This is a genomic window from Pseudomonas sp. GM48 (genome assembly GCF_000282335.1).
GTDB lineage: Bacteria > Pseudomonadota > Gammaproteobacteria > Pseudomonadales > Pseudomonadaceae > Aquipseudomonas.
In genome coordinates, this window is sequence record NZ_AKJM01000171.1 from 1 (window position 1) to 861 (window position 861).

Below are 861 nucleotides of genomic sequence, written 5' to 3' on the forward strand. Positions count from 1 at the left end.
GATTGTCGTTGTTGTGGATCTGCAGCACCAGGTAGGCGGTGCTGCTGTCGCCATCGGCGTCCGTTAGCGTATAGGTGAAGGTTTCCGTGCCGTCGCCGCCGCCGTGCAACGCCTTGAAGTCGGCATCGCTGGTGTTCAGCGTGTAGGTGTACGTGCCGTTGGCATTCAGCACCAACGTGCCGTAAGTGCCGGTGAAGGTACCGGGGGTGATCGGGCCGGTGTTTTCCCCGAGCGCCACGCGGTCGGCGCCTTGCACGTCGTTGCTCAGCACGTTGCCGTTCAGCGTCAGCAGGGTTTCCGAGGCCGCTGAAGCATTCGTGTCATTCACGCCTTGCGGCAGGTCGTCGACGATGTTCACGTCGAGGCTGCCGGTGGCGGTGCTGCCGTTGTCGTCGACCACGGTCACGGCGAACTGCTCGGGCAGGCTGTTGGCGCCGTTGGCGGTCGGGTGCGCTTCGTTATCGTTCAGGGTGTAGCTGTAGCTGACGACGCCCGTGACGGCGTTGAACCCGGTGACGGTCAGCGTGCTGCCCAACGGCGTGGTGATCGATTGCGGGAAGCCGGCGGCCACGCCAGTGCTGACCACGGCGATCCCGCCGACGGTCAGGGTCGTTACGCCGTCCAGCGCGGTGACGGTGAAGGTACCGTTCTGGGTCAGCACCAGTGCGTCGGGGCTGCTGCCGTCGCTGAGGTTCTTCTCGAAGACGGTCAACTCGCCGCCCTCAGCACTCAAACCGCCAATCGTGATCGGGTCATCGTTGTTGTGGATTTGCAGCACCAGGTTGGCGCTGCTGCTGTCGCCATCGGCGTCCGTCAACGTATAGGTGAAGGTTTCGGTGCCGTTGCCACCGCCGTGCAACG

Annotated in this window: 1 protein-coding gene; it reads right to left on the reverse strand. The window is 64.1% G+C overall.

Annotated elements, in window-relative coordinates; all coding sequences use genetic code 11:
* The coding region (locus tag PMI28_RS02290; RefSeq protein WP_202949531.1) for an Ig-like domain-containing protein at positions 1–861 on the reverse strand (861 nt) is incomplete at both ends.